Origin of the sequence: Pseudomonas sp. K8 (assembly GCF_014889455.1) — a bacterium.
In the GTDB taxonomy this organism is placed as follows: Bacteria; Pseudomonadota; Gammaproteobacteria; order Pseudomonadales; family Pseudomonadaceae; genus Aquipseudomonas; species Aquipseudomonas veronii.
The window spans coordinates 1-25,712 of the sequence record NZ_VJWO01000057.1; the positions used below are offsets into that span (position 1 = coordinate 1).

At 62.3% G+C, this 25,712-nt stretch carries 23 protein-coding genes, 4 tRNA genes, 1 rRNA gene, 2 pseudogenes and 1 riboswitch; of the genes and pseudogenes, 19 read left to right on the forward strand and 11 right to left on the reverse strand.

Annotation, left to right across the window (positions count from 1 at the left end):
* Positions 1 to 102, forward strand: a 5S ribosomal RNA gene (gene rrf, locus INT12_RS26595); the annotation flags it as partial.
* A gap of 193 nt (positions 103 to 295) precedes the next feature.
* A complete protein-coding gene (locus INT12_RS26600) occupies positions 296 to 529 on the forward strand; it encodes a hypothetical protein (RefSeq protein WP_017847731.1) in 234 nt (77 codons plus the stop codon).
* Between the two features lie 54 nt (positions 530 to 583).
* Here INT12_RS26600 and chrA read toward each other — a convergent pair whose 3' ends face one another.
* Positions 584 to 1,792 (reverse strand): chromate efflux transporter, encoded by a 1,209-nt coding sequence (gene chrA, locus INT12_RS26605; RefSeq protein WP_193040826.1) that lies wholly within the window; start codon positions 1,790 to 1,792, stop codon positions 584 to 586.
* 154 nt (positions 1,793 to 1,946) lie between these two features.
* Between chrA and INT12_RS26610 the strand changes: the two genes are divergently transcribed.
* Positions 1,947 to 2,507, forward strand: coding sequence for a nucleotidyltransferase family protein (locus INT12_RS26610; protein WP_169885025.1), 561 nt, complete (start codon positions 1,947 to 1,949; stop codon positions 2,505 to 2,507).
* Positions 2,508 to 2,600: 93 nt separating this feature from the next.
* On the opposite strand, the gene INT12_RS26615 is transcribed toward INT12_RS26610, so the two are convergent.
* The 4 genes from INT12_RS26615 to INT12_RS26630 all read right to left on the reverse strand — a co-directional run bounded on the left by INT12_RS26615 (position 2,601) and on the right by INT12_RS26630 (position 6,650).
* Positions 2,601 to 3,368 (reverse strand): ABC transporter ATP-binding protein, encoded by a 768-nt coding sequence (locus tag INT12_RS26615; RefSeq protein ID WP_017847728.1) that lies wholly within the window; start codon positions 3,366 to 3,368, stop codon positions 2,601 to 2,603.
* Positions 3,365 to 4,369, reverse strand: a complete 1,005-nt coding sequence (locus tag INT12_RS26620) for a FecCD family ABC transporter permease (RefSeq protein ID WP_046382622.1) — start codon at positions 4,367 to 4,369, stop codon at positions 3,365 to 3,367. Before INT12_RS26620 ends, INT12_RS26615 begins: the two co-directional genes overlap by 4 nt.
* On the reverse strand, positions 4,366 to 5,376 hold the full coding sequence (locus INT12_RS26625; RefSeq protein ID WP_102618876.1) for an ABC transporter substrate-binding protein: 1,011 nt from the start codon (positions 5,374 to 5,376) through the stop codon (positions 4,366 to 4,368). Before INT12_RS26625 ends, INT12_RS26620 begins: the two co-directional genes overlap by 4 nt.
* A gap of 113 nt (positions 5,377 to 5,489) precedes the next feature.
* Positions 5,490 to 5,685: riboswitch (cobalamin riboswitch) on the reverse strand.
* 35 nt (positions 5,686 to 5,720) lie between these two features.
* Positions 5,721 to 6,650 (reverse strand): DNA/RNA non-specific endonuclease, encoded by a 930-nt coding sequence (locus INT12_RS26630; RefSeq protein WP_102618875.1) that lies wholly within the window; start codon positions 6,648 to 6,650, stop codon positions 5,721 to 5,723.
* A 134-nt stretch (positions 6,651 to 6,784) separates the two neighbouring features.
* Here INT12_RS26630 and INT12_RS26635 point away from each other — a divergent pair, with 134 nt between their 5' ends.
* Together INT12_RS26635 and INT12_RS26640 are read left to right on the forward strand one after the other, a co-directional pair.
* A complete protein-coding gene (locus INT12_RS26635; protein ID WP_193040827.1) occupies positions 6,785 to 7,846 on the forward strand; it encodes a M4 family metallopeptidase in 1,062 nt (353 codons plus the stop codon).
* Between the two features lie 28 nt (positions 7,847 to 7,874).
* The gene (locus tag INT12_RS26640; RefSeq protein ID WP_017847723.1) at positions 7,875 to 8,180 is read left to right on the forward strand and encodes a protealysin inhibitor emfourin; all 306 of its coding nucleotides are present in this window, start codon (positions 7,875 to 7,877) and stop codon (positions 8,178 to 8,180) included.
* 55 nt (positions 8,181 to 8,235) lie between these two features.
* On the opposite strand, the gene INT12_RS26645 is transcribed toward INT12_RS26640, so the two are convergent.
* Complete coding sequence (locus INT12_RS26645) at positions 8,236 to 9,627, reverse strand: aldehyde dehydrogenase family protein (RefSeq protein WP_193040828.1); 1,392 nt, start codon at positions 9,625 to 9,627, stop codon at positions 8,236 to 8,238.
* A gap of 103 nt (positions 9,628 to 9,730) precedes the next feature.
* Here INT12_RS26645 and ptrR point away from each other — a divergent pair, with 103 nt between their 5' ends.
* Positions 9,731 to 10,603, forward strand: coding sequence for a putrescine utilization regulator PtrR (ptrR, locus tag INT12_RS26650; RefSeq protein ID WP_046382626.1), 873 nt, complete (start codon positions 9,731 to 9,733; stop codon positions 10,601 to 10,603).
* A gap of 45 nt (positions 10,604 to 10,648) precedes the next feature.
* On the opposite strand, the gene INT12_RS26655 is transcribed toward ptrR, so the two are convergent.
* Both INT12_RS26655 and INT12_RS26660 read right to left on the reverse strand, forming a co-directional pair.
* Positions 10,649 to 10,858, reverse strand: coding sequence for a hypothetical protein (locus tag INT12_RS26655; protein ID WP_017847720.1), 210 nt, complete (start codon positions 10,856 to 10,858; stop codon positions 10,649 to 10,651).
* A 111-nt stretch (positions 10,859 to 10,969) separates the two neighbouring features.
* A complete protein-coding gene (locus INT12_RS26660) occupies positions 10,970 to 12,166 on the reverse strand; it encodes an amino acid aminotransferase (protein WP_017847719.1) in 1,197 nt (398 codons plus the stop codon).
* Positions 12,167 to 12,511: 345 nt separating this feature from the next.
* On the opposite strand from INT12_RS26660, the gene uvrB reads away from it, so the two are divergent.
* The 3 genes and pseudogenes from uvrB to INT12_RS26675 all read left to right on the forward strand — a co-directional run.
* Positions 12,512 to 14,527 (forward strand): excinuclease ABC subunit UvrB, encoded by a 2,016-nt coding sequence (uvrB, locus tag INT12_RS26665; RefSeq protein ID WP_017847718.1) that lies wholly within the window; start codon positions 12,512 to 12,514, stop codon positions 14,525 to 14,527.
* Between the two features lie 109 nt (positions 14,528 to 14,636).
* A pseudogene (locus tag INT12_RS26670) lies at positions 14,637 to 14,735 on the forward strand (UvrB/UvrC motif-containing protein); the annotation flags it as partial.
* 231 nt (positions 14,736 to 14,966) lie between these two features.
* Positions 14,967 to 15,068: pseudogene (locus INT12_RS26675) on the forward strand (UvrB/UvrC motif-containing protein); the annotation flags it as partial.
* A 120-nt stretch (positions 15,069 to 15,188) separates the two neighbouring features.
* Here the strand turns inward: INT12_RS26675 and INT12_RS26680 are convergent.
* Positions 15,189 to 16,679, reverse strand: a complete 1,491-nt coding sequence (locus INT12_RS26680) for an MDR family MFS transporter (protein ID WP_193059085.1) — start codon at positions 16,677 to 16,679, stop codon at positions 15,189 to 15,191.
* Between the two features lie 49 nt (positions 16,680 to 16,728).
* Positions 16,729 to 17,775 (reverse strand): HlyD family secretion protein, encoded by a 1,047-nt coding sequence (locus tag INT12_RS26685; RefSeq protein WP_017847715.1) that lies wholly within the window; start codon positions 17,773 to 17,775, stop codon positions 16,729 to 16,731.
* A gap of 196 nt (positions 17,776 to 17,971) precedes the next feature.
* Between INT12_RS26685 and gltX the strand changes: the two genes are divergently transcribed.
* The 9 genes from gltX to INT12_RS26730 all read left to right on the forward strand — a co-directional run bounded on the left by gltX (position 17,972) and on the right by INT12_RS26730 (position 23,175).
* Positions 17,972 to 19,453 carry a glutamate--tRNA ligase gene (gene gltX / locus INT12_RS26690; protein ID WP_017847714.1) on the forward strand — a complete coding sequence of 494 codons (1,482 nt, stop codon included), beginning with the start codon at positions 17,972 to 17,974 and terminating at the stop codon, positions 19,451 to 19,453.
* Between the two features lie 147 nt (positions 19,454 to 19,600).
* A tRNA-Ala gene (locus tag INT12_RS26695) sits at positions 19,601 to 19,676 on the forward strand.
* Positions 19,677 to 19,753: 77 nt separating this feature from the next.
* A tRNA-Glu gene (locus tag INT12_RS26700) sits at positions 19,754 to 19,829 on the forward strand.
* 50 nt (positions 19,830 to 19,879) lie between these two features.
* Positions 19,880 to 19,955, forward strand: a tRNA-Ala gene (locus INT12_RS26705).
* A 78-nt stretch (positions 19,956 to 20,033) separates the two neighbouring features.
* Positions 20,034 to 20,109 (forward strand) — tRNA-Glu (locus INT12_RS26710).
* A 184-nt stretch (positions 20,110 to 20,293) separates the two neighbouring features.
* Positions 20,294 to 20,833, forward strand: a complete 540-nt coding sequence (locus INT12_RS26715; RefSeq protein WP_079444391.1) for a TetR/AcrR family transcriptional regulator — start codon at positions 20,294 to 20,296, stop codon at positions 20,831 to 20,833.
* 14 nt (positions 20,834 to 20,847) lie between these two features.
* Positions 20,848 to 21,681 carry an alpha/beta hydrolase gene (locus tag INT12_RS26720; protein ID WP_193040966.1) on the forward strand — a complete coding sequence of 278 codons (834 nt, stop codon included), beginning with the start codon at positions 20,848 to 20,850 and terminating at the stop codon, positions 21,679 to 21,681.
* Positions 21,682 to 21,719: 38 nt separating this feature from the next.
* Positions 21,720 to 22,154 carry an acyl-CoA thioesterase gene (locus tag INT12_RS26725; RefSeq protein WP_193040965.1) on the forward strand — a complete coding sequence of 145 codons (435 nt, stop codon included), beginning with the start codon at positions 21,720 to 21,722 and terminating at the stop codon, positions 22,152 to 22,154.
* Between the two features lie 55 nt (positions 22,155 to 22,209).
* Positions 22,210 to 23,175, forward strand: coding sequence for a tRNA dihydrouridine synthase (locus tag INT12_RS26730; RefSeq protein ID WP_193040964.1), 966 nt, complete (start codon positions 22,210 to 22,212; stop codon positions 23,173 to 23,175).
* A gap of 886 nt (positions 23,176 to 24,061) precedes the next feature.
* Here the strand turns inward: INT12_RS26730 and INT12_RS26735 are convergent.
* Complete coding sequence (locus INT12_RS26735; protein ID WP_193040963.1) at positions 24,062 to 24,448, reverse strand: hypothetical protein; 387 nt, start codon at positions 24,446 to 24,448, stop codon at positions 24,062 to 24,064.
* 332 nt (positions 24,449 to 24,780) lie between these two features.
* Between INT12_RS26735 and INT12_RS26740 the strand changes: the two genes are divergently transcribed.
* On the forward strand, positions 24,781 to 25,671 hold the full coding sequence (locus INT12_RS26740; RefSeq protein WP_193059086.1) for a hypothetical protein: 891 nt from the start codon (positions 24,781 to 24,783) through the stop codon (positions 25,669 to 25,671).
* Positions 25,672 to 25,712 lie beyond the last annotated feature (41 nt).

Here is a 25,712-nt window from a genome sequence, read left to right on the forward strand (position 1 = left end):
AGCATTGGAACCACCTGATCCCATCCCGAACTCAGCAGTGAAACGATGCATCGCCGATGGTAGTGTGGGGTTTCCCCATGTGAGAGTAGGTCATCGTCAAGATTAAATTCCAGAACCCCTGTTTGCTCGCGCAGACAGGGGTTTTGTTTTGGGCGGTCGGAAAGGGCCACTGAATCTGTAGGCACTCGATGTCCGGTTTTGGGCCGAAAGCAGCCCCTTTCTCGACAAACAGGTCTACCATGCCAGCCCGGCAGTGGTCCACGCGCTACCGTCCATTTTTCATAAAGGCATCGCAATGACCATCGACCAAATCTCCCTTCCCAAAGGTGTCGGCCCTCACGCCTCTAAACTCCTCGACGCCATCACCGGTGCCTCCACCCACGAAGAACTCAACCGTGCCGGCGGCAAAGCCGAAGGTTTTGTCTTGGGCCTCGAGTCCACCAAAGCCATCAAGAGCCAAATCGCCGAGTCGTTGTATGTGGCTTACGACGACGCGGCGAGCAATCGCGCGAGTGAGTTGAAGGGCTAGTCGTCAGCCGCCGAGGTCTTCGGACAGGTCAAGCAGCAAGGCGCGGTGGACGCGTTACAGGGCAAGACTCAATAACCATCCGAGCGCGCCGCTTCCGACAACCACCAGCCACGGTGGCAGCTTCCACACCATCAACGCCACCAGGCCGATCAGGGCCAGGCCGAAATCCCGTGCGCTGAAGATCGCACTGGTCCATACCGGCTGGTACAGCGCCGCCAGCAACAGCCCCACCACCGCTGCGTTCACGCCCGCAAGGGCGGCCTGGGTGCGCGGGCTGCGGCGCAGGCTTTCCCAGAAGGGCAGTGCGCCGAGCACCAGTAAAAACGACGGGGCGAAGATGGCCAGCAGGCAGAGCAGGCCACCGAGCCAGCCGCTCGGGGCCTGGCTCATCGACGCGCCGAGGAACGCGGCGAAGGTGAACAAGGGGCCGGGCATGGCCTGGGCGGCGCCGTAGCCGGCGAGGAAGACATCGTTGCTCACCCAGCCGGTGGGCACGACTTCGGCCTGCAGCAGCGGCAGCACCACGTGGCCGCCGCCGAACACCAGCGAGCCGCTGCGGTAGAACGCGTCGGTCATCGCCAGGCTCTGATTGGGGATCAGTTGGGCCAGGATCGGCAGGCCGGCCAACACCAGCACAAACAGCGACAACCACATCGCCCCCACGCGGCGGCTGAGCGTCACGGGTAACGCATCGTGCGCGGCCGGTGGCGTGGGCTTGAACAGCAGCAGACCAGCCAGCGCCGCCGCGCTGATCACGGCGACCTGGCCCCACGCCGAGGTTTGCAGCAGGGCCACGCACGCCGCGATCAGCATCACGCTGATGCGCGCGGCGTCGCTACACAGATTGCGCACCATGCCCCACACGGCTTGGGCGACCACGGCGACGGCCACCACCTTAAGGCCATGCAACGCACCCGGCGGGAGCGCCGTGCTGTGCTGGGCAATGCCCAAGGCGAACAGGATCAGCACAACGGCCGACGGCAGCGTAAACCCCAACCATGCCGCCAGCGCCCCACCGTAGCCGGCCCGCGACAGGCCCAGCGCGATACCTACCTGGCTGCTGGCCGGGCCGGGCAGGAATTGGCACAGCGCGACCAAATCCCCATAGCTGCGCTCGCTCAGCCAGCGGCGCCGGGTGACGAATTCGTCGCGAAAGTAACCCAGGTGCGCGACGGGGCCGCCGAAGGAGGTGAGCCCCAAGCGCAGGAAAATCAGAAACACCGACCAGGAGCTGGCGGGGCGATCAGTCGGGGAATGGGCCAAGGTCGGCGTCTCGGTGAGGGCAATAGGGGAGCGGTGTGTCGAGGCACCTTAGCGAATTTTGATGACGTGAAGAAGAGGCCGTTACGTGAAAGCGTAACCTGCGTTGTTGTACTGTTGGCTCCCCAAGACAGGTGCCCACTGCAAAGGATTGAACATGACATTGACCGTCGAAACCTTTCTCGAGTTGGCCATGGCCAACCCCATCAACGCCGAGATCACCGCGCGCCTGCCGGCCCTTGGTGTGAACCAGTGCATGTTGACCGCGGGCTGTCTGTTCCAGGCTGTTTGGAATCATCAGTCGAATCTGCCTGCTGACCAGGGAGTGAAGGACTACGACGTTTTTTACTTCGACCCGGACCTTTCCTGGGAGGCCGAAGACGCAGTCATTCGCGCTGCACAGCGGCTGTTCGAGGATTTGGAGGTAGAAATTGAAGTGAAGAATCAGGCGCGCGTTCACCTTTGGTATGGCCAGCGGTTTGGCCGACCGTATCCGCAGCTGCACTCCGCGCGCGCCGGGATTGATCGTTACCTGGTGGCCGGGACGTGCATCGGGCTGGATGTGGCGACGGGCGAGGTGTATGCGCCGTTTGGTTTGACTGATATGGAGCAGGGCCTGCTCAGGATCAACCCGATCAATCCTGAGCCGGAGTTGTTTGAGCAGAAGGCGCGCAGCTATCAGGCGCGGTGGCCTTGGCTGAGGATTGTCGAGGATTAGCCCAGCGCACGCGGCCGTTCGGCAGGTGCTGCGCGCTAATCCCATCGCCGCCTCGCCGGGCTCGACAGCGCCGACATTTGAACGGTGTTGCCGTTAAGCGCGCAGTCGCAGAATCTGCGCCCCGTCAAACGGGTCCGTCAGGTAGTGCGCCTGCACCCCGAAGGTGTCCTGCAGCCGCTGCGGCGTCAGCACGTCCTGCGGCTTGCCCAGCGCCACCAAACGCCCGCGGTCCAGCACGGCCAGGCGATCACAGGTCAGTGCCTGATTGAGATCGTGCAGGGCGATCAAGGTCGTCACGGGTAACGCCTGCACGCCCTTGAGAATCGACAGTTGATGCTGGATATCCAGGTGGTTGGTCGGCTCATCCAACACCAGAATCTGTGGCCGTTGCGCCAGGGCGCGGGCGATGTGTACGCGTTGGCGCTCACCGCCGGAGAGGCTGCGCCAGGCGCGGTTGCTCAAGTGCATGGCGTCCACGTCGTGCAGCGCCTGGCGCACGATGCGATCGTCTGCCTCGGACCACGGGCTCAGCGCTGACAGCCACGGGGTGCGGCCCAATGCGACAGCGTCGAACACCCGAATGGCGTCGTCGGTGTCGGCCTGTTGTTCCACCACGGCCAGGCGTTGTGCGACGGTGCGGCGGGGCAGCTCGCCCAGGCGCTCGCCACCCAGGCGTACTTCGCCATGAGCGGGGGTACGCAACCCGGCCAACAGTTTGAGCAAGGTGGATTTACCCGAGCCGTTCGGGCCGACGATCCCGAGGGTTTCGCCGAGCGTCACCTCCAGGTGGATATCCCGCAGCAACTCGGCTTCCCGCACCTTGAAGCCCAGCCCGCTGCAGCTCAATACCGGCGCACTCATCGAGGGTTTCTCCGGCCGATCAGAATCAGTGCAAACACCGGCGCGCCGACCAGCGCAGTGACCACGCCGACCGGAATCACCTGGCCCTTGATCAAGGTGCGCGACAGCACATCCGCTGCAATCAAAAACAGCGCGCCACCCAATGCGCTGGCCGGCAACAGGCGCGAGTGCCCGGTGCCGAGCAGCAGGCGCGCGGCATGGGGAATCACCAGCCCGACAAAACCAATGGAGCCGACAATCGACACCATCACCGCCGTGACCAATGCCGCGCAGCCCACCAGCACCCATTGCACGCGGCGTACCGGGATGCCGAGGGAGGCCGCCGAGTCGCGGCCGAAGGTGAACGCATCCAGCGCCCGACGATGCCACAGGCACACCGCCAACCCGGCGACCGCCACCGGCACCGCCAGCCACACCGACGGCCAACGCACGCCGCTGAGGTTGCCCAGCAGCCAGAACAGAATGCCGCGCGCCTGTTCGGAACTGGCCGACTTGGTGATCAGGAACGCGGTGAGCGCATTGAACAGCTGCGAGCCGGCAATGCCTGCGAGGATGATCTGCCCGGTGCCGCTGGACGAACCGCTGGCCCGTGCGAGCAATACCACCAGCGCAAACGCCGCCATCGCCCCGCCGAACGCACCGACCGACAGCGAAACCAAGCCGCCGCCGACGCCCATCAGCACCACCAGGACTGCGCCGGTCGAAGCGCCGGCGCTGATGCCCAGCAGGTAAGGATCGGCCAGGGGGTTGCGCAACAACGACTGCAAAATCACCCCGCAGGTGGCCAGCCCGGCCCCGCATGCGGCGGCGACCAGGGCGCGGGTCAGGCGGTAGTTCCACACCACGCCTTCATCGATCGGGTCCAGCACGTAGCCGGCCGCCCACAGTTTGTTGGCGAGTACCTGCAACACCACCTGCGGCGCGATGGCGGTTTCGCCGATGGCCACGCCGGCGAGCACGGCGATCAGTAGCAATGCCAGGGCGAGTAGGGTTCGTATCATTTCGGCAGGTCGTAGCCGTCGATGGCCGCGGCCAGTTGTTCAAGACCCTCGAAGGTCCGCACGCTGGCCTGCAGGGCCATGGCGTCGAGGATGATGATGCGGTTGTGTTTCACCGCGTCCATGTTGCGCGTCACCGGGTCGCTGCGCAGGAAGGCGAGCTTCTGTGCATGATCGTCGGCCGGGTAGCGGCGACGGTCCATGCGGGCGATCACCAGCACGGTGGGGTTGGCCTTGGCGATGGTTTCCCAGCCGACGGCGGGCCATTCCTCATCGGACTGCACCACGTTGCGCAGGCCGAGCGTTTGCAGCATGAATTCGGGGACACCCTTGTGACCGGCCACATAGGGATCGCTGGCCATCTCGGCGCTGGAAAACCACACCAGCGCGCTGGCCTGCTTGAGCCCCTTGCCTTGCACGGTGGCGACGGACTTGGCCAGGCGCGCCTTGAGTTCATCGTTGAGTTGCTGGCCGCGATCCTGCACGTCGAAAATCTCCGCCAACTGGCGGATGCCCTTGTAGATCGTGTCGATGCGGAACGGCTCCAGCCGCGTGCCGTCGGCGCCCACCCGGTTGTTCTTGGCTTCGCAGTCGGAGGGCAGCAGGTAGGTGGGGATCTTCAACTCATGAAACTGCTCGCGGGTGCCCACCACGCCTTGCGGGCCGACCACCCATTCCAGCTCGGCCGCCACCAGTTGCGGGCGCTTGGCGATCACCGACTCGAAGCTCGGTTCGTTATTGGCCAGGCGTTCGATGCCGTCGTTCAGCGCCTTGAACTGTGGCAGCACGTTGTTGAACCACAGCGACGTGCCGACCACTCTATCGCCCACGCCGAGGGCATAGAGCATTTCGGTGGCGGCCTGGCCGATGGTCACGGCGCGGGCGGGCGCTTGCGCGAAGGTCAGGCTGCTGCCGCAGTTCTCCACCGTCAGCGGGTACTGAGTGGGGGCCGCTTGGGCCAGGGCACACAGGCCCAGGCCGGTGAGCAGGGCGGTAACGCGTGGCAGCATTGGGCAATCTCCTTGGAGCCGTACCTGGAACAGGGGGTGTACGGTTCGGAAACACGCCCTCGACCGCTGCGGGTGAGGCAGGCAAGGATGTCCTTCCCGGACACCCCGCCGGTTAGTGATTTTGCTGGGCCGGCAGGTCTCCTGACTGATGCGTCGTCGCCACGCTCCGGCCTTCCCGGACGGGGTCCAGTGGCAGTGGGGGAGCGGGCTCGGCATCTACAGTTGCGGGGGCAGTTCCGATTGGCGCGGTGTACCGCGCTTCGGATTCCCTATTAGTCCCGTTTGGGAACCGGCGCGGTATGGTAGTCGATCACGGCGGGGCGATATAGCCTTAGGTCGCCCGGTTACAGACGAATATCTTCAGGGCCCTGGATCAGCGCTTCAATTCGCGTCCCCGTGGCGCGCTCTTCATTGCTGAAACCATCGTAGTCGGCCAGGTTGGCGAAGCGGATACCGGTCAAGCGTTCGATCTGAATCACGCTGCGCTGGTAGGTTCTGAGCTGGCCGAACATGAGGTCGAGCTGACCCAGCTCGCGGTTTTGGTCGATCATGTAGGCGCTGGCGCAGGGCTTGCCGTCGTCGCTGAGGTAGGCGACCACTTTCCAGAACGCTTTGGGGATTTTAACGCCCCGGTAGACGCGGTCGTCGTCCGCCAACACCGGGCCGGTAAACACCGTGGCCCGGGCTTTCCAGCGTTGTGTGTTATCGAGAATGTAGTCCTCGAGTTCCAGCCAGGTCTTCTGGTTGAACCCGCTCATCTGCGGTGAGCAGTTGGTGAAGTGGAAGGTGTCGGCATTGGCGATGTTGGCCGCGTCACCCCAGTTGGGGTCCTGTCGGCGCACCAGATGACCGCGGTCCAGGCCATTGTCGGTGTAGAGCGCATCACCCACCTGTGCGCTGATGGGCAGGCGGCCGTCGTAGGCCCAGGCGTCGTTGCTGCGGATGATATCCACATGCTGTGCGCCATCGATATTGGCGCCCACGTAGAGTGCCAGTCGCCTCGAGCGCGACATGGTCACTGAGAAATGCGTGTAGTCCAGGCGCAGCGGCTGTACGTCAGCCAGCAGGGCTTCATCCACCGTGGGCCATGGCACCACGAAGCGGTCGAGAAACGCTTCAGCGTAGCCGCGCCGGTCCTGCAGGTCCTTGGCCGCAGTGACACGCGCAGTCGCCGCCCGGGCCTCCATGAGGCTGGGGCCGGCTGCGATCAACGGGCGCAGATCGGCGAGCCGGGGGCGGTGCGAAAGGTCGATTTTGGTGGCGCGTGGGGGCATTGTAAGTTCCTCGCAGTCCTCGGATTAACACTACTGCAGCATAGCTTTATGACAATTTGGCCCAAGCCGCCACGGCAGGACTATTCTTGAACGGTTATCCGGACGTTCACCTCACGCCAAAATGGAGCCAGCCAATGTGTGTTCGCCAGCATCGCAACCCGATTTTCTGCCTGATCCCGCCATACATGCTCGACCAGATCGCCCGCAACGGCGATAAAGCGCAACGGGAAGTCGCGTTACGCACACGCGCCAAAGACAGCACGTTCCGTTCGTTGCGCATGGTTGTCGTACCCGCCAAAGGGGCCGCCCACATGGCCCTGCCCATGGGCGCCGAAAAACGGCGTTCGATCTACAGCGCCGAGGGCGCCGATAGCCTGCCGGGCAAGTTGATCCGTGGCGAAGGGCAACCCGTCAGTGGTGATGTGGCGGTGGACGAGGCCTACGATGGGTTGGGCGCCACATTCGATTTTTTCGATCAGGTCTTCGACCGCAACTCCATAGACGACGCCGGTATGGCGCTGGACGCGACCGTTCATTTTGGCCAGAACTACAACAATGCATTCTGGAACTCGAGCCAGATGGTGTTTGGTGATGGCGATCAGCAACTATTCAACCGGTTCACGATAGCCCTTGATGTCATTGGCCATGAGTTGGCCCACGGTGTGACCGAAGATGAGGCCAAGCTGATGTATTTCAATCAATCCGGTGCGTTGAACGAGTCGCTGTCCGACGTGTTCGGCTCACTGATCAAGCAGTACGCGCTGCAGCAAACGGCGCAAGATGCAGATTGGTTGATCGGCAAAGGGTTGTTTACCAAGAAAATCAAAGGCACTGCGTTGCGCTCGATGAAAGCGCCGGGCACCGCGTTCGATGACAAGCTGCTGGGCAAGGACCCTCAGCCGGGGCATATGGACGATTTCGTGCAGACCTATGAGGACAACGGCGGGGTGCATATCAATTCCGGTATTCCCAACCATGCGTTCTATCAGGTAGCCACGAAGATCGGCGGGTTTGCCTGGGAGCGCGCAGGGCGTATCTGGTATGACGCGTTACGCGATGCGCGGTTGCGGCCGAACGCGGGGTTTCTGCGTTTCGCGCGCATCACCTACGACATTGCCGGTCGGCTGTACGGTGCTGGCAAGGCCGAGCACAAGGCGGTGAAGGAAGGCTGGAAAGCAGTGGGCATTAACGTCTGACAACCCGCCTGGGCGGTGAGGAACAGCCATGCAAATTTCGATCAAGGAAATTGGGGGACCCGCGTTTTTCCCGGGCCTGGCCCGACCGAACACCGTGGAACTGGAGACGCTGCCCGAGGCGGACCAGCAAGAGTTGCGGCAACTGATCGAGGCTTCACACTTCTTTCAGTTGCCGCAAAGCACCGCGCCGGAACCCGGTAATCCAGGCCAGGTGCATTACACCCTGACCGTGACCGAAGGTGAACGCGAGCACACGGTCTGTGTGCTCGCGCCAGTGAAGTCAGAGGCGCTGGACGGGCTGGTGCAGTGCGTGCGCCGGCATATCCGCTGCTGAGCCTGCTGCGCAGCCCCGCGGGATCAAGCTCCCTTGCCGCAGGGGCTGCTTTGGATTATTTGCGATCCAGCCACACCGTCTGCGCATTGCAGAATTCCCGCACGCCAAAGTGCGACAACTCTCGCCCAAAGCCGCTTTTCTTCACGCCGCCAAACGCCACCCGCGGGTCGGACACGCTGAAGGCGTTGACGAAGATCCCGCCGGTTTCCAGCTGGTCGGCGATCTCGCGTGCTTTCGCCGAGTCGCGGGTGAAGATGCTCGCGGTCAGGCCGAACTCGCTGTCGTTGGCCAGGGCCACGGCGTGATCGGCGTCGCGGGCGCTGATGATGGAGGCGACGGGGCCGAACAGCTCTTGTTTGAACGAGGTCATCTGGTCGGTGACGTCGGCCAGTACGGTCGGTGCGTAGTAGTTGCCGGCGCCGGGCACTTTGTCGCCGCCCAGCAGCAGGGTCGCGCCTTCTGCCAGGGTAGCCTGGACCTGGCCGTGCAGTTCGTCGCGCAGGTCGAAGCGGGCCATCGGGCCGACGTAGGTGTGGGTCGAGGTCGGGTCGCCCATCACCAGTTGGCGACTGGCTTCGACGAACTTGGCGGTGAAGGCGTCCACCACGCCGGCTTCGATGATCAGGCGCTTGGCTGCGGCGCAGACTTGGCCGCTGTTCTGGAAACGGCCGATCACCGCGGCCTGGACGGCGGCGTCGAGGTCGGCGTCGTTGAGCACGATGAACGGGTCGCAGCCGCCCAGTTCGAGCACGCATTTCTTCAGCGCGGCACCGGCCTGGGCACCGATGGCCATACCGGCGCGCACGCTGCCGGTGAGGGTGACGGCGGCGATGCGTGGGTCGGCGATGGCTTTGGAAACGCCGTCCTGGGTCACGTTGAGCACTTCGAACAGGCCTTCGGCAAAGCCGGCTTTGTGGAACGCCGCTTTCATCAGGTAGGCGCTGCCCATCACGTTCGGTGCGTGTTTGAGCACGTAAGTGTTGCCAGCGAGCAGCGTCGGCACGGCGCCGCGCAGGACTTGCCAGACCGGGAAGTTCCACGGCATCACCGCGAGGATCGGGCCCAGCGGGCGGTATTCGATGTGCGCGCTGCCGTTGTCCACCAGCGTCGGTTCCGCGGCGAGCATGGCTGGACCGTGGGCGGCGTACCATTCGCTGAGTTGCGCACATTTCTCGATTTCGGCGCGGGCCTGGATGATGGGTTTGCCCATTTCCAGGGTGATCATCTGCGCCATTGCTTCGGCTTGCTCACGCAGCGCGCCGGCCAGGGCCTGCAACCGCTCTGCGCGCTGGCTGAGCGGCTGGCGGCGCCAGGTGCGGAAAGCGGCGGTCGCGCGGTTGAGGGTGGCGTCCAGCTGGCTCTCGTTTTCATACGGGTAACTGCCGACCGTTTCGCCGGTGGCGGGGTTGATCGAGAGGGCGTGGGTCTGGTGAGCGATAGCGTTCATGGCACCGTCCTGCTGAAGGTTTGGATTGGAATCAGCGTAAGGGGCTATATCTTTTCTGGAAAGTGAATAATATTAAGCAATACGTTCACGATTGGAGAATGATTTGGACCTGGTGCAGCTGGAAATCTTCAAGGCCGTTGCCGAGCAAGGCAGCATCAGCGCCGCCGCGCAGTTGATTCATCGGGTGCCGTCCAACCTGACCACGCGCATCAAGCAACTGGAGCAGGATCTTGGCGTGGCGCTGTTTATCCGCGAGAAGAGCCGCCTGCGTCTGTCACCGGCCGGGTGGAATTTCCTCGGCTATGCGCGGCGTATTCTCGACCTGGTACAAGAAGCCCGTGCGACGGTGGCGGGGGAGGAGCCCCAGGGCGCGTTTGCCCTCGGTTCGCTGGAAAGCACCGCAGCGGTGCGTATTCCCGCACTGCTGGCGGCATATAACCAGAAGCACGCCAAGGTCGAGCTGGACCTGAGTACCGGGCCCTCGGGCACGATGATCGAAGGCGTGTTGTCGGGGCGTCTGGCGGCGGCATTCGTCGATGGGCCGGTGTTGCATGCCACCCTGGAGGGCCTGGCGGTGTTCGAGGAGGAGATGGTGGTGATTGCACCGCTGCATCACGCGCCGATCACCCGCGGGCAGGATGTGAACGGGGAAAGCATCTATACCTTTCGCTCCAACTGTTCGTACCGCCACCACTTCGAGCGCTGGTTCGCACAGGACGGCGCGGTGCCGGGGCGGATTTTCGAGATGGAGTCTTACCACGGCATGCTTGCCTGCGTCAGCGCCGGGGCCGGCCTGGCGCTGATGCCGCGCAGCATGTTGGAAAGCATGCCGGGGTTTACCACGGTGAGTGTGTGGCCGCTGACGGACAGTTTCCGCGTCTTGCACACTTGGTTGATCTGGCGCCGAGGCACGGTGTCGCAGAGCCTGAACAGCTTCGTAAGGTTACTGGAGGAACGCGTCCTGGCAACCCCATAAAACCAATGTGGGAGGGGGCTTGCCCCTCCCACCTTTCAATCTTCATCAGCCGCCGAATTGCAGGGTACCCATCGCCAATTTGGCCATTATCGCTGTCGCACCCAATTGCACCAGCCACAGGGCCAACCCGCCGAGGAATACGCCGAGGGCCACTTGCAAGACCAGGCTTTTCTGGCGCTTGGCTTGCGGCGCGCGCGGGGTGAAGTGGTCCAGTTCGTCGCGGTCGGCACGCAGGTCCAGGTCGTCGTTTCTCATAGGGCTCTCACAGCAAAGGGGCAGTCGGGGTTCAGTCTAGGGGAGCAGGGCGTTTTCTGACAGGCATTAAAAAGGGAAGCCGTAGCTTCCCTTCGTTCAGCGCCGCCAGGTTTATAGAACCTGAACAATCGCCTTCGTTACCGCACCAATGTTCGACTGGTTCAACGCGGCCACACAGATACGCCCGGTATCCAGCGCGTAGATGCCAAACTCGGTGCGCAGACGGGTGACTTGCTCAACGGTGAGGCCGGAGTACGAGAACATCCCACGCTGGCGACCGACGAAGCTGAAGTCGTGGCCCGGCGCAGCCTTGGCCAGTTCGGCGACCATCTGCTCGCGCATGCCACGGATGCGCAGGCGCATCTCCGCCAGTTCGGCTTCCCACTGGGCGCGCAGCTCAGGGTTGTTCAGCACTGCGGCCACGACCGCCGCGCCGTGGGTCGGCGGGTTGGAGTAGTTGGTGCGGATCACACGCTTGACCTGGGACAGGATGCGCGCGCTTTCTTCCTTGGATTCGCTGACGATCGACAGCGCGCCCACGCGTTCGCCGTACAGGGAGAACGACTTGGAGAACGAGCTCGATACAAAGAACGTCAGGCCCGATTCCGCGAACAGGCGCACCGCGGCGGCGTCTTCGTAAATGCCATCACCAAAACCCTGGTAGGCCATGTCGAGGAACGGCACCAGGTTTTTCGCCTTGACCACGTCGAGCACTTGTTGCCAGTCGGCCGGGCTCAGGTCGACGCCGGTCGGGTTATGGCAGCAGGCGTGCAGCACCACGATCGATTGCGGCGGCAGGGCGTTGAGGTCGGCGAGCAGGCCGGCACGGTTCACGTCGTGGGTGGCGGCGTCGTAGTAGCGGTAGGTCTGCACCGGGAAGCCGGCTTTTTCGAACAGCGCCTGGTGGTTTTCCCAGCTTGGGTCGCTGATGGCAACCACGGCATTGGGCAGCAGTTGCTTGAGGAAGTCTGCACCGATCTTCAGCGCGCCGGTGCCGCCAACCGCTTGTGCGGTAATCACACGGCCAGCGCTCAGCAGCGGCGAGTCAGCGCCAAACAGCAGCTTTTGCACAGCCTGGTCGTAGGCCACGATCCCGTCGATCGGCAGGTAGCCACGGGCAGCGTGTTGCGCCACGCGAATGGCTTCCGCTTCGGCAACGGCACGCAAGAGTGGAATCTTCCCCTCCTCGTTGCAGTAAACGCCCACGCCAAGGTTGACCTTGGTGGTTCGTGTATCGGCGTTGAATGCTTCGTTGAGGCCCAGGATTGGATCGCGTGGTGCCATTTCGACAGCGGAGAACAGGCTCATTTTTGCGGCAGCTCTTTGGGGGAAAGGAGGGACGTGTCGCGCTCCAGCCGAATGCACTAGAGCGGTGCACAAACGGGGAGCTAGTATAGAGGCCATCACGGTCAAGGGCGACAACCGAAACGGCTTTTCGGCCAAGTTTTTCGGTTTATTTACCGACCGTCAGTCTTAATCCAACCTTGAGCGTAGACGGCAGGTCGGACGATTGCCTTGAAACCCGGCACATTCGTCACCACCTCTACAGCTATCATGGTTTTTTCCTGCAACCTGCGATGAAAATTCGCGGGTCGCTGAGCTTTTTTCGTCCTTGGTGGAGTGCAGCCGGGGGTGACTTGAAAGAGGTACGTTATGTCGGATTTCCAGCTCGTCACCCGCTTTGAACCCGCCGGCGATCAACCCGAAGCGATTCGCCAGATGGTCGAAGGCATCGAAGCGGGCCTGTCGCACCAGACGCTGCTCGGGGTGACCGGTTCGGGCAAGACGTTCAGCATCGCCAACGTGATCGCGCAGATCAACCGCCCGACCCTGGTACTGGCACCGAACAAAACCCTGGCCGCGCAGTTGTATGGCGAGTTCAAGGCGTTCTTCCCGAACAACGCGGTGGAGTACTTCGTTTCCTACTACGACTACTACCAGCCCGAAGCCTATGTGCCGTCCTCCGATACCTTTATCGAGAAGGACGCATCGATCAACGACCACATCGAGCAGATGCGTCTGTCAGCGACCAAGGCGCTGCTGGAGCGCAAGGACGCGATCATCGTCACCACGGTGTCGTGCATCTACGGCCTCGGCAGCCCGGAAACCTATTTGAAGATGGTGCTGCACGTCGACCGTGGCGACAAACTCGACCAGCGCGAACTGCTGCGTCGGCTGACGAGCTTGCAATACACGCGCAACGACATGGACTTCGCCCGCGCCACCTTCCGCGTGCGCGGCGATGTGATCGACATCTACCCGGCGGAGTCCGACCTGGAAGCGATCCGCATCGAGTTGTTCGACGATGAAGTCGAGAGCCTGTCGGCGTTCGACCCGTTGACCGGCGAAGTGATCCGCAAACTGCCGCGTTTCACCTTCTACCCCAAAAGCCACTACGTCACGCCGCGCGAAACCCTGATGGGCGCCGTCGAGGGCATCAAGGTCGAGCTGGCCGAGCGCCTGGAATACTTGCGCGCCAACAACAAGCTGGTGGAAGCCCAGCGCCTGGAACAACGCACCCGTTTCGACCTGGAGATGATCCTGGAACTGGGCTACTGCAACGGCATCGAAAACTACTCGCGCTACCTCTCGGGCCGTGAATCCGGAGCGCCGCCGCCGACGCTCTACGACTACCTGCCGGACGACGCGCTGTTGGTGATCGACGAATCCCACGTCAGCGTGCCGCAAGTCGGCGCGATGTATAAGGGCGACCGTTCGCGCAAGGAAACCCTGGTGGAATACGGCTTCCGCCTGCCGTCGGCGCTGGACAACCGGCCGATGCGCTTCGACGAATGGGAACGCATCAGCCCGCAGACCATCTTCGTCTCGGCGACGCCCGGCAATTACGAGGCTGAGCATGCGGGGCGCGTGATCGAGCAGCTGGTGCGCCCGACCGGCCTGGTCGACCCGCAGATCGAAATCCGCCCGGCGTTGACCCAGGTCGACGACCTGCTCTCGGAAATCAGCAAGCGCGTGGCCCTGGAAGAGCGGGTGCTGGTCACCACGCTGACCAAGCGCATGTCCGAAGACTTGACCGACTACCTGGCCGACCACGGCGTGCGCGTGCGCTACCTGCACTCGGACATCGACACCGTGGAGCGCGTGGAGATCATCCGCGACCTGCGACTGGGCACCTTCGATGTGCTGGTGGGGATCAACCTGCTGCGCGAAGGCCTGGACATGCCGGAAGTGTCGCTGGTGGCGATTCTGGACGCGGACAAGGAGGGCTTCCTGCGCTCCGAGCGTTCGCTGATCCAGACCATCGGCCGTGCGGCGCGTAACCTCAATGGCCGGGCGATTCTCTACGCCGACCGCATCACCGGCTCCATGGAGCGGGCGATTGGCGAGACCGAGCGCCGTCGCGACAAACAGATCGCCTTTAACCTGGCGAACGGCATCACGCCCAAAGGCGTGTTCAAGGACGTCGCCGATATCATGGAAGGCGCCACCGTGCCTGGCTCGCGCAGCAAGAAGCGCAAAGGCATGGCCAAGGCCGCTGAGGAAAGCGCCAAGTACGAAAACGAACTGCGCTCGCCGAGCGAGATCGCCAAGCGTATCCGCCAGTTGGAAGAGAAAATGTACCAACTGGCGCGGGATCTGGAGTTCGAAGCGGCGGCGCAAACCCGCGATGAAATCGGCAAGTTGCGTGAGCGCCTGTTGGCGGTTTGATCGGTAGTGGCGGTACTGGCCTCATCGGGGGCAAGCCCCCTCCCACATTTGACCGCATTTCAACGTTGGAACCCGATCAAATGTGGGAGGGAGCTTGCTCCCGATAGGCGAGAAAATGTACCAACTGGCGCGGGATCTGGAGTTCGAAGCGGCGGCGCAAACCCGCGATGAAATCGGCAAGTTGCGTGAGCGCCTGTTGGCGGTTTGATCGGTGGTGGCGGTACTGGCCTCATCGGGGGCAAGCCCCCTCCCACATTTGACTGGGTTCCAACTTTGAAATGCCGTCAAATGTGGGAGGGAGCTTGCTCCCGATAGGCGCGACACAGTCTCAATGACTCCCCCAGCCTCAAGCCCCGCCGGCAACGCCGTGCTCAACAAAATCACCAGCATGCCCAAGCTTGAAATGCCGTCAAATGTGGGAGGGAGCTTGCTCCCGATAGGCGAGAAAATGTACCAACTGGCGCGGGATCTGGAGTTCGAAGCGGCGGCGCAAACCCGCGATGAAATCGGCAAGTTACGTGAGCGCCTGTTGGCGGTTTGATCGGTGGTGGCGGTACTGGCCTCATCGGGGGCAAGCCCCCTCCCACATTTGACCGCATTTCAAAGTTGGAACCCGATCAAGTGTGGGAGGGAGCTTGCTCCCGATAGGCGCGACACGGTCTCAATGACTCCCCCCAGCCTTAAGCCCCGCCGGCAACGCCTTGGTCAATAAGATCGCGAGCATGCTTACGCCCAACGCGAACCCCACGCAGTGAAACGCATCGTTGTAGGCCATGATCTGCGCCTGCTGGTGCGTAATCTCACTGAGTTTGCCCAGCGCCGCCGTCGGGTTGCCGAACTGTTCCGTCAGCGTTGCCAGCCGCTCCGCCACCTGCGGGTTGGTCGGCACGATCGCTTCGCGTAAATAATCGAAATAGGTCTTGGTGCGCGCATCCAGCAAGGTCGCCAGCAGCGCGATGCCGATGGCGCCGCCGAGGTTGCGCAGGATGTTGAACAGGCTGGACGCCGACCCGGCGTCCTGCGGCAGGATGTAGGCCGTGGCGATCAGCGAGATGGTTACCATGATCAACGGCTGCCCGAGGGCGCGGATGATCTGGATCTGGTTGAACTGGCTGCCGGCAAAGTCTGGGTTGAGCACCCCCGAAGAAAAACTCGCCAGGCCGAACAGCCCGAAGCCTACGGCGCACAGCCATTTGGGCGACACGTATTTCATCAGCTTGGGCACCAGCGGGATCAGGAACAGCTGCGGAATGCCCATCCACATGATCACTTCGCCGATCTGCAGCGCGTTGTAGTTCTGGATCTGCGCCAGGTACAACGGCAACAGATAGATCGAGCCATATAACCCGACACCCATCCCCAGGCTGGAAATACTCGACAGGCCGAAGTTGCGATTGGCCAGGATGCCAAGGTTGATCAGCGGGTTGGGTTTGGACAGCTGCACGATCACGAAGGTGATCAGGCTCAGCAGGGCGATGCTGCCCAGGCTGACGATCAGGTTCGACTCGAGCCAGTCTTTGCGGTGGCCTTCTTCCAGAAACACCTGCAAACAGCCCAAACCGATGGCGAGGCTGACGATGCCGGCGTAGTCGGTGCTTTTGAGCAGCTCCCAGTGGGGCGCCTTTTTTTCCAGGCCGTAGAGCAGCCCGGCGATCATCAGCAGCCCGGGCGGCACGTTGATGTAGAAGATGTATTCCCAGCCCCAGTTTTCCGTGAGCCAGCCGCCGATGGTCGGGCCGATGGACGGCGCGAAGGTGGCGGTCATGGCAAACATCGCCATGCCTTTGGCGCGGTGATGCTCGGGCAGCTTGATCAGGGTCAGGGTGAACGCCAGCGGGATCAGCGCGCCGCCGGTAAACCCCTGCAGGGCGCGGAACACGATCATGCTTTCCAGGCTCCAGGCCATGGAACACATCAGCGAGGCGATCAGGAACCCCACCGACACCCACACCGCCAGGCGCCGTGCCGAGAGCAACTGCACCAGCCAGGCGGTGAGGGGGATCATGATGATTTCGGCCACAAGGTAGGAGGTGGAAATCCACGAGCCTTCTTCCAGGGTGGCCGACAGCGCGCCCTGGATGTCCTTGAGGGACGAGTTGGTGATCTGGATGTCGAGCACCGCCATGAAGGCGCCGAGCATCACGCTCATCACCGCGATCCAGTCGCGCCGGGTCGGTTCGCCGACCGGGCGCAGCAGTTGATCACCGGCCATCAGGCTGATCTTTGATGTTCACTTTGACGGTAACGGACATACCGGGACGGATCTTGCCCTTCAGCGGGTTATCCGCAGCAAACGTAAGTTTCACCGGAATCCGTTGTACGACTTTGGTGAAGTTGCCGGTGGCATTGTCCGGCGGCAATAGGCTGAACTGCGCCCCGGAGGCCGCGAACAGGCTGTCGACCCGCGCCTCGATCGGCGTATCGCCGTAAGCATCGAACGTCAGCTCGGCCTTTTGCCCAGGCTGCATGTGGCCGATCTGGGTTTCCTTGAAGTTGGCCTGAATCCAGATGTCCTGGTCGGGGACGATCGACAGCAGGTAGGCACCGGCCTGTACGTATTGGCCGTTGCGCGCGGCGCGTTGGCCGACCAGGCCGCTGATGGGCGCGTGGATTTCGCTGCGGGTCAGGTTCAGCTCGGCCTGGGCCAGGTCGGTTCTGGCGTTGGCGATCAGCGCGTCGAGGCGCTTGATCTCGGCATTCAGCGCGTTGACCTGCTGGCGCTGCCCCTGCAGGTCGGCCTGGGCCATGGCCACTTGGGAGCGGGCGATATGGTTGTCGGCGGAGAGGGTGGTCACCCGTTCTTCCGAGACGTAGCCGGGTTTGCGCAGGGTTTGGGCGCGGGACAGGTCGATCTGCGAACGACCCAGGCTGGCCTGGCTGGACGCGACTTTGGCTTCGCCGGCGGCGATCAGGCTGGCTTGCTGGGTCAGCTTGCTCTGCGCCTGGGTGCGCTCGGCTTCGCGCATGGCGAGGGCGGCGTTGGCGCGGTCCACGGCGAGGTGGAAGTCGTCGTCTTCAAGCCTCACCAGCAACTGGCCTTGTTGCACGTGTTCGTTGTCGCCCACCAGCACCTCGACAATCCGCGCGCCGAGCTGGCTGGAGACACGGGTGATCTCACCCTGCACGTAGGCGTTGTCGGTGCTTTCGTAGAAGCGGCCCCTGAAGAACCAATGGGCGAAGAAACCCAGGGCGATCAGGCTCACGATCAATACGAAGATAAGCAGGCGGCGTTTCAGTGGGGCAGGCATGGGCGCGGAGTCTGTAACAAGAGGTAATGGAATATAACCAGACAGCCAGCTGGCAAATAGCTACGACGAGTCGCCAGGCTCAAACTTGGCCTATATGCCATGCTCGGTACGGAGGACGCTGGAGCCTAAGTGCCCATGGCTGTTACCATTCGCCCCTTGTTTCAATTTCAGTTATATCGCCCATTCGAGACCAGCCATGACCACCGTCCGCACGCGCATCGCGCCATCGCCTACCGGGGACCCCCACGTCGGCACTGCCTACATCGCCTTGTTCAACTACTGCTTTGCCAAGCAGCACGGCGGTGAATTCATCCTGCGGATCGAAGACACCGATCAACTGCGTTCGACCCGCGAGTCCGAACAGCAGATTTTCGATGCCCTGCGCTGGTTGGGCATCACCTGGTCGGAAGGCCCGGACGTCGGCGGCCCGCACGGCCCGTATCGCCAGAGCGAGCGCAGCGACATCTACAAGCAGTACACCCAGCAGTTGGTCGACATGGGCCATGCGTTCCCCTGCTTCTGCACCGCCGAAGAACTGGACCAGATGCGCGCCGAACAACAGGCCCGTGGCGAAACCCCGCGCTACGATGGCCGCGCGCTGCTGCTGTCGAAAGAAGAAGTGGCCGCGCGCCTGGCCGCCGGCGAGCCCCATGTGATCCGCATGAAGGTGCCGAGCGAAGGCGTGTGCGTGGTGCCGGACATGTTGCGCGGTGACGTCGAGATCCCGTGGGACCGCATGGACATGCAAGTGCTGATGAAGACCGACGGCCTGCCGACGTACTTCCTGGCCAACGTGGTCGATGACCACCTGATGGGCATCACCCATGTGCTGCGCGGCGAAGAATGGCTGCCCTCGGCGCCGAAGCTGATCCTGCTCTACGAGTACTTCGGCTGGGAACAACCGCAGCTGTGCTACATGCCGCTGCTGCGCAACCCGGACAAGAGCAAGCTGTCCAAGCGCAAGAACCCGACCTCGGTGACCTTCTACGAGCGCATGGGCTTCATGCCCGAAGCGATGCTCAACTACCTGGGCCGCATGGGTTGGTCGATGCCGGACGAGCGCGAGAAGTTCTCGCTGCAGGAAATGGTCGATAACTTCGACCTGTCCCGCGTGTCGCTGGGCGGGCCGATCTTCGATATCGAGAAGCTGTCGTGGCTCAATGGCCAGTGGCTGCGTGACCTGCCGGTGGAAGAGTTCGCCAGCCGCGTGCAGCAGTGGGCGTTGAACCCCGAGTACATGATGAAGATCGCGCCGCTGGTGCAGGGCAGGGTGGAGACGTTCAGCCAGGTCGCACCGTTGGCCAGTTTCTTCTTCGCCGGTGGCGTGAACCCGGACGTCAAACTGTTTGAGTCGAAGAAACTCTCCGCCGATCAGGTGCGCCAGTTGATGCAACTGATCCTGTGGAAGCTCGAAAGCCTGCGCCAGTGGGAGAAGGACGCCATCACCGCGACGATCCAGGCCGTGGTCGAATCCCTCGAGCTGAAATTGCGCGATGCCATGCCGCTGATGTTTGCCGCGATCACCGGGCAGGCCAGTTCGGTGTCGGTACTCGACGCGATGGAAATTCTCGGCCCGGACCTTACGCGTTTCCGTCTGCGCCAAGCCCTTGATTTGCTTGGTGGTGTGTCGAAGAAAGAAAACAAAGAGTGGGAGAAGCTGCTGGGCGCGATCGCCTGAGTCAGCGCTTGTGGCGGCCAAACCCCGGTTTTTCGGGGTTTGGTTGGTAAGTGATTGTTATCCCGGCAAAAAATTTTGGAAATTGTTGAAAATAAATTTGACACGTTCCCAAAGCGCCATTAAGATTCGCCCCGTCCTCACCGATGAGGGGCTATAGCTCAGCTGGGAGAGCGCTTGCATGGCATGCAAGAGGTCAACGGTTCGATCCCGTTTAGCTCCACCAATTTACAGGTTCAAGGTCTGGCCACACCGTCCTTGAATCGATCAGGCCTAGCTTGATCAGGTTGTACAGAAGGTTTTGTCCCCTTCGTCTAGTGGCCTAGGACACCGCCCTTTCACGGCGGTAACAGGGGTTCGAGTCCCCTAGGGGACGCCAGTTTCAACAAGCAGTTCGCAAGGTCTGCTGCGCCGCGAGGCGAAAAATCCGGGGCTATAGCTCAGCTGGGAGAGCGCTTGCATGGCATGCAAGAGGTCAACGGTTCGATCCCGTTTAGCTCCACCAATTTACAGGTTCAAGGTTTTGGCCACGCCGCCCTTGGATCGATCAGTCTCAGCCTGATCAGTTGTATAGAAGGTTTGTGTCCCCTTCGTCTAGTGGCCTAGGACACCGCCCTTTCACGGCGGTAACAGGGGTTCGAGTCCCCTAGGGGACGCCACGATTACCCGCTCTGCGGGATTTTTAAGGGTCATTCAATTATTGAATGGCCCTTTTGTTTGTCTGGCGTTTGGCCAATTCTCCCTTCCCTTGCCCCTCCGGGCTTCTGACCAATGGTCGTGCCGCTCGCTTGCGAAATATTATTATGGTTATAATATTTAACCCATGAGAGTCGGAGGCACACGATGAGCGATAAAAAAGCGCAAACCCGCGAACGTATCCTGCAGGCCGCTAGCGCCGCGTTGGTCCAGCGTGGCCCGGCCGAGCCGAGCGTTGGCGAGGTCATGGGGGCGGCGGGGCTGACTGTCGGCGGCTTCTACGCGCACTTTGAAAGCAAGGATGCGCTGATGCTGGAAGCCTTCAGCCAATTGCTGGCCCAGCGCCGTGCATCGATCGACGACATGGATGCCCAACTCACCGGCGAAGAGCGCCGTGGCCTGGTTGCGGCGTTTTACCTGTCGCGCAAGCACCGCGACTCCACGGCCAAGGCTTGCCCGATTCCGGCAACCGTGGGTGAGATGGGCCGCCTGCCGGACGCCTTTCGCGATGTCCTCAACGAACATGTGGAACTGATGGCCGCACAACTGGCCGCCAGCCCGGAAGACACTGACAAGGCCCTGGCGGACATGGCCTTGATGGTCGGTGGGCTGGCATTGGCGCGTGCCCTGGGGCCGGGTGAATTGTCCGATCGTGTGTTGCGTGCCGCCAAGTCGGCCATACGTTAAGAGGGGTTATAAAAATGGGCGCATTGACCTGGATTCGTGGCGTCAACGGCACCTTGGGGCGCCTGGCGCCGCACACGGTGGCCAACAGCATGCGGCGGGTCTTCATGACCCCGCGGGATCTGCCGCCGCGGGATTGGGAGTTGCCGCTGCTGGCGCACGCCGAGCGCGTCACCTTGCGTTTCGGCCTGTCGGCGTTGCGCTGGGGCCAGGGCCCGGCGGTGCTGCTGATGCACGGTTGGGAAGGCCGGCCCACCCAGTTCGCCAGCCTGATCACTGCGCTGGTGCAGAACGGCTATTCGGTATTCGCCCTCGATGGCCCGGCCCATGGCCGTTCGCCGGGGCGTGAAGCCCACGTACTGCTGTTTGCCCGCGCGATGCTTGAAGCGGCGGCCGAGCTGCCGCCGTTGCATGCGGTGGTCGGCCACTCCATGGGCGGCGCCAGTGCGATGCTGGCGGTGCAATTGGGGCTGCGTACCGAAGCGCTGGTGAGCGTTGCCGCGCCGTCGCGCTTCCTTGATGTGCTCGGCGGGTTTGCCGGGATGGTCGGTTTGCCGTCGCGGGCGCGCTCAGCGTTTATCCAGGAAGTCGAGCTGACCCTGGGCATGCCGCTCAAGCACTTGGACGTGGCCCATTACCAGATGGACCTCCCCGGCCTGATCGTGCATGCCGAAGACGATACCTTCGTGCCGGTCAGCGCTTCCCAGGTCATCCACGAGGCCTGGTTTGACAGTCGCCTGTTGCGCCTGGAGCAGGGCGGGCACCAGCGCGTGCTGGCCGATCCGCGGGTGGTCGAGGCGGTGCTGGCGCTGCTGGCGGGCAGCTGTTTACAGGCGCGCCAAACTGCCTGATACACTGCCCTGCCGACATCAATCGACTGGAGCAAGGCATGGGCTGGGATTTGGCAACGCCGTTTATCATCGATCTGCAGGTCGTCGCTGAGGACATCGACGGCCTGGGGCACGCCAATAACGCGGTGTACGTGTCCTGGCTGGAGCGTTGCGCCTGGCGCCATTCCCAGCGCCTGGGGCTGGACCTCGCCGAGTACCGGCGACTGGACCGCGCCATGGCCGTGGTGCGCCATGAGATCGACTACCTGGCGGCCGCCTATGAAGGCGACGAGCTGCAACTGGCGACCTGGATCGTCGACTGGGACCAGCGCCTGAAAATGACCCGGCGTTTCCAGCTGGTACGCCCTCGCGACGGCGCGACCCTGCTGCGCGCACAAACCACCTTTGTCTGCATCGAACTGTCCAGCGGCAAGCCCAAGCGCATGCCGACGGAGTTTCTCGACGGCTACGGCGCCGCCCTGACAGGGGGTTAACGGTCGCGGCGGGAAACCCAGTAAACTGCGCCACGATTTTTGTTGAGTGTTTTCCATGCAAATTGCTTTGGCGCCCATGGAGGGGTTGGTCGACAACATCCTGCGGGACGTGTTGACCCGCGTGGGCGGTATTGACTGGTGCGTGACCGAGTTCATCCGCGTCAACGACCGCCTGCTCACCCCGGCCTATTTCCACAAGCTCGCCCCCGAACTGCTGCACGGTGCCCACACCGCCGCTGGCGTGCCGCTGCGTGTGCAGTTGCTCGGTTCCGACCCGGTGTGCCTGGCAGAGAACGCGGCCCTGGCCTGCGAGTTGGGCTCCGAGGTGATCGACCTGAATTTCGGCTGCCCGGCCAAGACCGTCAACAAGTCCCGTGGCGGCGCGGTGCTGCTCAAGGAGCCGGAGCTGCTCAACCGCATCGTCGAGCATGTGCGTCGCGCAGTGCCGGCGCATATCCCGGTGACCGCCAAGATGCGCCTGGGCTTCGACAGCCCGGATGGCGCGCTGGTATGCGCGACGGCGCTGGCCGAGGGCGGCGCGGCGCATATCGTCGTGCATGCGCGGACCAAGACCGATGGCTACAAACCGCCGGCTCACTGGGAGTGGATTCCACGCGTGCAGGATGTGGTCAAGGTGCCAGTGTTCGCCAATGGCGATATCTGGAGCGTCGAAGACTGGAAGCGTTGCCGCGAAGTCAGCGGCGCCGAAGACATCATGCTGGGTCGCGGGCTGGTTGCGCGTCCGGATCTTGCGCGGCAGATCGCGGCGGCACGCGCCGGCGACGACGTCGTGGCAATGACCTGGGCGCAGATGCAGCCGATGCTCCAGGATTTCTGGACCCAGTCGGTGGCCCAACTGACCGAACGCCAGGCGCCCGGCCGGCTGAAGCAGTGGTTGGCGATGCTGACGCGCAATTACCCGGAGGCGGTCGAGCTGTTCACCGCCATGCGTCGGGAGACGGATTTGGAGCAGGTGAGCCGGTTGTTGGGGATGGCCCATCCTGCCGCGTCTGAGGGGTGACCCGTCGCGCTTGAATGCGCCGCTCGTTTGTTTGAGGAAAATGCCCCGTATCGAAAGATGCGGGGCATTTTGCGTTTTTGCGCGAGGAAGTCGGGGCGAAATAACACAGCCGGATGCCGTGCAGGTTTTGGGGTTGTGTCGGTAAGTTGCCCCGAGGGTGGTTTATTAGCGTGTGTGTCCAGTCGGATCTGGCTAAGGCTACTTGGTTTGCGGTCTTTTAAAAATTAACAGGGGGAAAAGTCCGAAAGTTTGATTTGGTTTCCTTATATGAGTCGCGATTTCTGGAACTCGATAGCCTCGTATTCCACGAAAGTATCGACTGTGAAGCAGCAAGGGTTGTTTCCAGTCGATAAAAAAACCTCGCCTGCCCCGCTGATTAACCGAGCCGGGCCGTGCCAATAAGGAACTTACTGATGTCGCTATCGATTAATCATTCACCTTTGTTCAACGGCGATACAACATCCATGGAGCGGTTGTCGCCATCCATGTCGAAAACCTTCACGCAAACCGGCACATTGGGGGCCAATACGACTGTGGCTCACCCTGGCGTGCCTCATGACCCTTTCAAGGTTTCGAACAGCAACATGACAATCGAGACAGGCGGGCTTGCACGCTTGCTTGACATGCTGGAGCAGGTTGTCAAAACCGTGCGTGAGATGTTTTCGGGGCGGAACATGGTGTCCGGCATGTTGCCTGGGGCGGATAAAACGCCCGCCATTCCAGTGGATGCAAGCAAGCTGCCGGAGAAGCCTGGACACCTCGCATTGACGGCTGATCGGCGAGGCCAGCCGGCTCTTCCGGTGTCACCCCACATGCATCAATCCACTGCCTCCGTGATCAAGGATGCCGACAATCAGGTGCAAGTGAACGTTAACGTCGGTCATTGTCATTGCCCCGATACGAAGGCGCTGAGCGGCGAAACGAAGCCGAATGCGGCAGCGGTTTTACCTCGCGTCATGCCGATGCCGGAAGCCGCTCGCAAGGTTGAAGTGGTGCCTGTGCACACGCACACGCCTGCGCCCATGCCCATGCCTACGCCTATGCCCATGCCTACGCACACGCACACGCCTACGCACACGCCTACGCCCATGCCTACGCACACGCACACGCCTGCGCCCACGCCTACGCCCATGCCTACGCCTACGCCCGCGCCTACGCCTACGCCTACGCACAAGCACACACCTACGCCGGAGGTCATGCCGGCACCCAAGCCGGGTGTGCATGCGCTTGAGGTCAAGCCGCGACCGGCCACCCCGGAAGTACCTGCGATCACGCCACAGCCACAGCCACAGCCACAACCACAGCCACAACCACAACCACAACCACAACCACAACCACAACCACAACCAGATACGCCTACCCCGGATATAACCAGTCCCGGCCCGGCTGAACGTCAATCTGATATGCGCGACTGGCGGACCAGCCGCCGGCCTGCATTCAGAGCCTGACGTCAGCAACTTCCTTTATACGTATTGAACTGGATGTGCACTTCTTTGGGGCTGATGTTCCGGGAAGTGCCTGCAAGTGGAGGCCCGTATGTCATGTTGTTCAATTAATAATATTGCGCGTGTTGTGGATGTTCGTCAGGTACTTCCTGTCGATTCCATGAAAGCAAAAAATGAACAGTTTGCGCAATTAAGCGGTTTCTTGAGTGTGCCGTCTCCGGCGAGCCAGGGGGTACTGGAGCACGTGCGGGAAAACACTCATGGCGTGGCGAATAATTCAGAGCCGCTCGATAAGTTAATGACGCTGTTTACTTCGTTTTTAACTCAGCTGATTAACTTGGTCTCTGATAACAAAGAGAAGCCGCTGCCGGGAATATCCCCATCGCGGCCGGAGGTCACTACGCCTGTGGTGCCTGCGCCGGCGCCGCCCAAACCCGAGCCTGCGGCGATGATCGCGGGCCTTTCGAAGAAGCGCAACGGCGCGAAGCCCGACAATATCTGGAGCGGCTTTCGCCAAGGGCCGGATGGCAACTGCGTGACGGTATCGGCCATCAAGGCGGCGATGTACCAGTTTGGCCAAAGCCCTACGGATATTTTCAAGGAGGTGAAAAAAACCGAGCGTGGTTATCACGTGGTCATGCGCGATGACGTAACCGTCAGCCTGACGGACCGGGAGCTCGCCGAAGGTGCGCGTGGGGCAAAATTTGTCGGGGCTGACAAAGAGATGCTCAAAGACGCGCAATTTCTTTTCGCGATCAGCGCCAAGCGTGCCCAGGACGAAAACAACGATGGCAGGGCGGCACGCAGTTTCGGTGCGGCGATCCGCAGCCTGAATGATGGCGAGGATGAGCGAGGGCCGGGGGAGGGGTTGAAGCGGCTGGGGCTGAGCAAGCACATGAAGAGGGTCCCCGTGCGTGAGCTCGCCAAGGGGCAGTTGGGCATGTGCAATCGGGCCCGGCATTCGGTGGCGGTCATCAACGGTCGCGAAGAGCTATGGGGGCGACAGGGAAAAGCGCCCACGCACGGCGATGCCATAGCTCTGGTGCCATAGCCCTATTGGTGAATCCGTTGAATTGAAGGGCTGCGAACGGG